Origin of the sequence: Synechocystis sp. LEGE 06083, assembly GCF_015207725.1 — a bacterium.
Taxonomy (GTDB): Bacteria; Cyanobacteriota; Cyanobacteriia; order Cyanobacteriales; family Microcystaceae; genus Synechocystis; species Synechocystis salina.
This window is the reverse complement of the sequence record NZ_JADEWJ010000300.1, coordinates 1-4,365: the sequence shown is the minus strand read 5'-3', so window position 1 is coordinate 4,365 and position 4,365 is coordinate 1. Positions and strand designations below refer to the sequence as shown.

Sequence of the window (4,365 nt, the reverse complement as noted above, 5' to 3'; positions counted from 1 at the left end):
GGACTGTACCGGAGGGGCATCGACGGGGCACAGGGGGGATTGCCAAAGGGGATGGTCACTAAACTGGGTCATGGCACGTCCCCATTGCAGTCAAGACCGGACAGCACCACCATGGTTGGGCTACCCGTGAACAACCAGCCATCATTACCCCTCAGTGGTAGCGGCGATCGCCTCGGCCAGGGAATTATGAAGATGGAGGAATTTTTCCAAACGCACCAGTTTTACCGTTTGGGTAACCCTAGGGTTGGTGACAATCTGCACACTTCCTTCTTTGTTTTGGGAAAGTTTGGTTACCTGCACCAATGCTCCTAGACCAGAGCTGTCAATAAAATCAATGGTGGACAAGTCCAGCACCACATGGGCGGGCCCCGCTTCGATGTGATCACTGACTACCTTACGGAAGGTAGGCTCGGAAAATGCGTCCAACAGACCCGTCAAACGGAATATTTGCAGTTTTTCCTTGACTTCCAATGTTCCGCGTAAACTGACTGTCAGGTTTAGTGGCTCAGCAATAACGCCCTCCTCGGTTTTGCACCCTGTACTCAAAATTGAACAATGTCAAATTGTAGCTTACTTTGCTTGCCCATTCGGAGATGTTAACTAAAATATTAGCCAAAAAAATCAAAATGGGCGATCGCCTCTAGAATAGCGCCAGCATGGCTCGATTGGGCCCAATAATGGCGAGATTTACCCCATTGGTCATACCAGTGCAGTAATTCCGGTTGGGCATTGCGGACAATGACGCCCCGAGCGGAAGTTTCAAATAAGCCAATGTCATTGCCGGAGTCACCACAGACCAGGGTTTGGGCTGGCTCCATGGCCAAATGTTTTTGCAAATATTGGGTGGCATTACCTTTGTTACTGCGTTGGGGCAATAAATCCACATCCTTGCCACTGCTGAAAATTACCTGCACTGGAATGCCAGTCTCCTCCAAAATTTCGGTTAGTTGATCAATAACTGTGGGAGAAGCCTGGGGAGCGAGGTGATAACTAATTTTCCAGGGATTTTGTTCCAGGGGAGATTGGGGTTGCAGAGCTTCAAAACCATCGGCGATCGCCTGGAGTGCATCCCTTTGCCAATGCTCAGAAAGGTAATCAGCCCAATCCTGGTCTAGACCCTGGGGATGGTAAATTTCACTCCCCACCGCTGTGAGCCAATGGTCCGGTTCCATCAGTCCCACCTGTTTTTGTAGTTCCCTAGCGGAATTGTAGGAACGCCCCGTGGCATAGGCCAGATAAACATCCCCTCGGCGATCGCCTAGGTATTGTTGCAATGCTTCTAAGGCTTTTTGGTCTCCCACCCAGGTGTTATCCAGGTCAGAAATTAACAGTAATTTTCGCATAGGACAATGGCATTACTCAGTTCAACAACGAGTCCCCGTTGTTTATGGGTGAGTCGTTTAAGAACCTGTTGGCCAAGTTCCGGTTTACCCCCTCAACCGACCCACTAAAGCAACCGCAATACGGGGGTACTCTTCTCTAGTTTTCTCCCTAATTTGGGGGAACAGGGGGGTCTTTTAAAACATTCCCAAAAAGGAAAATTAACTACTTTGCCGTTGTTTGTGGTCACTGATGAAGGATTCCACCAACTTCACGTCTTCCGAACTGCCAATGACGGCAGGGGTACGCTGGTGTAATTTGGAGGGAATTAAATCCAGCAAACGCTTTTGCCCATCGCTGGCCCTTCCCCCAGCCTGTTCCACCAAAAAGCCCAACGGTGCCGTTTCGTAGAGCAAACGCAATTTACCATCGGGATTTTTTTCCGTACCGGGATAAAGGAACACTCCCCCCTGCATCAAAATCCGGTGAATATCCCCCACTAGGGCGCCACTGTAGCGGGCGGTGTAACCTTCGTGGCGGTGAACATAACGGGTGTAATCCCTTAGGGCTTCATCCCATTGCCAAAAGTTACCTTCATTGGTGCTATAGATAGGGCCGTGGTCGGGAATGCGAATATTCTCCTGGGCTAAAATAAATTCCCCCAAACTAGGATCGAGGATAAAACTATGTACCCCGGAGCCGAGGGAATAAACCAACATAGTAGAGGGGCCGTAGAGGATATAACCGGCTGCAATTTGTTGGTCTCCGTTGGTTAACAAATCCGATGCACTGCCGTCGAGGTCTTCCCCCTGTTGCTGGCGGATGGCAAAAATAGAGCCCACATTGAGGTTAATGTCCACGTTGGAGGAACCGTCAATGGGGTCGTAGAGCAGGGTATAGCGGCCGATGGGGCAATTTTCGGGAATATAGTAGGGTTTTTCCATCTCCTCCGAAGCCAAACGGCAGACCAGACCGCTTTGCTTAAAGACGGAAATGAAAACATCATTGGCAAAGACGTCCATTTTTTTCACCGATTCCCCCTGAACGTTGGTTTCTCCGGTGAAGCCCAACACATCGGCCATCAGTCCGGCTCGACTGAGACGACGGGCAATCAATTTTCCCGCTAGGGCAATGCGGTTCATGATGGCACTCAAATCCTGGGCATCGGCGCCAAAGCTATTCAGTTGTTGGAGTACGTGGCGTGAAAGGGTGGTGCAATCCCGGTCCAGTAAAGAGTCAGGAATATTAATCTCGCTCACAGTCATGGATGAAAGTCTCCTTGGATTGCTAGGCTCAAAGTCCTTCCCATCCTAACTTGATCTTTCCGAACCCCGAAATTTCACCATTTCTAGGTAGATTTTGCCAACCTCTGCCCCAAAATAAATTCGGCGATCGCCAGGTCTACGGGGGTGGTAATTTTCAAATTGGTGTCTTCCCCCGGCACTATTTTCACTGGCTGGCCACATTTTTCTAACAGGGCCGCATCGTCCGTTACTTCCCAACCTTCCTGTTTACCTTTTTCATGGCAAGCTTTGAGCAGAGTCACGTCAAAACCCTGGGGCGTTTGGGCTCCCCACAAACCCTGGCGATCGGGAGTGTCAGTAATCCAACCAGCGGCGTCAACTATTTTGATGGTGTCCTTCACTGGCATGGCGGCAATCAATCCTTGGCAATGCTGGAGCGCTTCGGTACAACGGTCAAATAAATCCGGCGTGGCTAGGCAACGGGCCCCGTCGTGGATGAGGACAAATTTTGCTTCTGGGGGTAGGGCTTGGATCCCGTTAAACACCGATTGTTGTCGGGTTTCTCCCCCCGTGATTAACTGCACCGGTTTAGGAGAATGGAGCGGCGCTAATAAAGCTTCAAAAGCCGGAAAATCGTAGGGCTGCCCAAGGATGCCAATCCATTCAATGGACTGGGATGCCAACGCCGCTTTCATCGTCCAACTTAGTAGGGGTTGCCCCAGAACGTTTAAAAGCAACTTATTTTGACTGCTCCCCATGCGCTTGCCGGAACCTGCCGCTGGAATCAATAAATGCATCTACCCAACTGTTAACTCTGCTGAAATTCTTGACCTCAAACCTTACCATGTTTGAGACTGGGGACAATTCAAACCCATTTTCAACCCTTGAAAGAATCCAACGCTTTTTGGGTAATTTCCCCCAATTGGACTAGCGTTGGAGCGGAAGTGTTGACAGCGGACTGACTGAGCCAGAGTAGGTATTCCACATTGCCTGCGGGGCCAGTGATGGGGGAAAAGGTTAAACCGTTAAACTGCCAACCAAGGCTCTGGGCCGATCGCCAAACCTGATCAATGGCCTCTGCCTGGGCTTGGGCATCCCGCACCACTCCCTTTTTGCCAATTTTTTCCCTACCCACTTCAAATTGGGGTTTGACTAATAACACCACTTCCCGGGGAGGAGCAAGGAGAGACCAGAGGGGAGCCATTACCTTAGTGAGGGAAATAAAGGACAAATCCATCACCCCCAAGTCCGGCCAGGGTTCATCCCCATAAAGATCCTGGGGCGTGAGGTAACGAAAATTGGCCCGCTCCCGCAAAATTACCCGTTCATCCTGACGCAATTTCCAAGCCACCTGGCCGTAGCCCACATCGACGCCATACACTTTGGTTGCTCCTTTTTGCAGTAGGCAGTCCGTAAAACCGCCGGTGGAAATGCCCCCATCGAGACAAATACGTCCGCCTACATCAATGGCAAATTCCGTTAGGGCCTTGGCTAACTTTTCTCCCCCCCGGGAAACGTAGGGAGGCCTTTGGGCCAACTCCACCACTGCATCCATGGCTACGGGGGTGCCTGGTTTATCCACCAATTGTTGATTAACTTTCACTTCCCCCGCCCGGATTAAACGCTGGGCCAGGGCGCGGGATTCACATAGACCTTTGGCCACCAACAGGGCATCCAGTCGTTGTTTATCTGCTTTGGCCATCATTGAGTGCCTTTGAATAGTCCCTGGGGCCGGATGAATAAAATGATGATCATCAACAGCAGTGCTATACCCATTTTGTAGCTAGTGCCAAACCAAGGC

At 50.7% G+C, this 4,365-nt stretch carries 5 protein-coding genes; all 5 read right to left on the bottom strand.

Going from position 1 to position 4,365, the window contains the following annotated elements; genetic code table 11:
• Positions 1-144 precede the first annotated feature (144 nt).
• Complete coding sequence (locus IQ219_RS17210) at positions 145-546, bottom strand: STAS domain-containing protein (RefSeq protein WP_190598338.1); 402 nt, start codon at positions 544-546, stop codon at positions 145-147.
• A gap of 62 nt (positions 547-608) precedes the next feature.
• Positions 609-1,343 carry a sucrose-phosphate phosphatase gene (locus tag IQ219_RS17205; protein ID WP_194073420.1) on the bottom strand — a complete coding sequence of 245 codons (735 nt, stop codon included), beginning with the start codon at positions 1,341-1,343 and terminating at the stop codon, positions 609-611.
• Positions 1,344-1,541: 198 nt separating this feature from the next.
• Complete coding sequence (fbp, locus tag IQ219_RS17200; RefSeq protein ID WP_194014244.1) at positions 1,542-2,585, bottom strand: class 1 fructose-bisphosphatase; 1,044 nt, start codon at positions 2,583-2,585, stop codon at positions 1,542-1,544.
• A gap of 83 nt (positions 2,586-2,668) precedes the next feature.
• Complete coding sequence (gene ispD, locus IQ219_RS17195) at positions 2,669-3,361, bottom strand: 2-C-methyl-D-erythritol 4-phosphate cytidylyltransferase (RefSeq protein WP_194073419.1); 693 nt, start codon at positions 3,359-3,361, stop codon at positions 2,669-2,671.
• Between the two features lie 80 nt (positions 3,362-3,441).
• Complete coding sequence (locus IQ219_RS17190) at positions 3,442-4,266, bottom strand: TlyA family RNA methyltransferase (RefSeq protein WP_194073418.1); 825 nt, start codon at positions 4,264-4,266, stop codon at positions 3,442-3,444.
• Positions 4,267-4,365 lie beyond the last annotated feature (99 nt).

Coding starts and splice junctions, on each gene's coding strand:
- IQ219_RS17205 (WP_194073420.1), bottom strand. CDS start 1,343: ATGCGAAAATTACTGTTAATTTCTGACCTGGATAACACCTGGGTGGGA.
- fbp (WP_194014244.1), bottom strand. CDS start 2,585: ATGACTGTGAGCGAGATTAATATTCCTGACTCTTTACTGGACCGGGAT.
- ispD (WP_194073419.1), bottom strand. CDS start 3,361: ATGCATTTATTGATTCCAGCGGCAGGTTCCGGCAAGCGCATGGGGAGC.
- IQ219_RS17190 (WP_194073418.1), bottom strand. CDS start 4,266: ATGGCCAAAGCAGATAAACAACGACTGGATGCCCTGTTGGTGGCCAAA.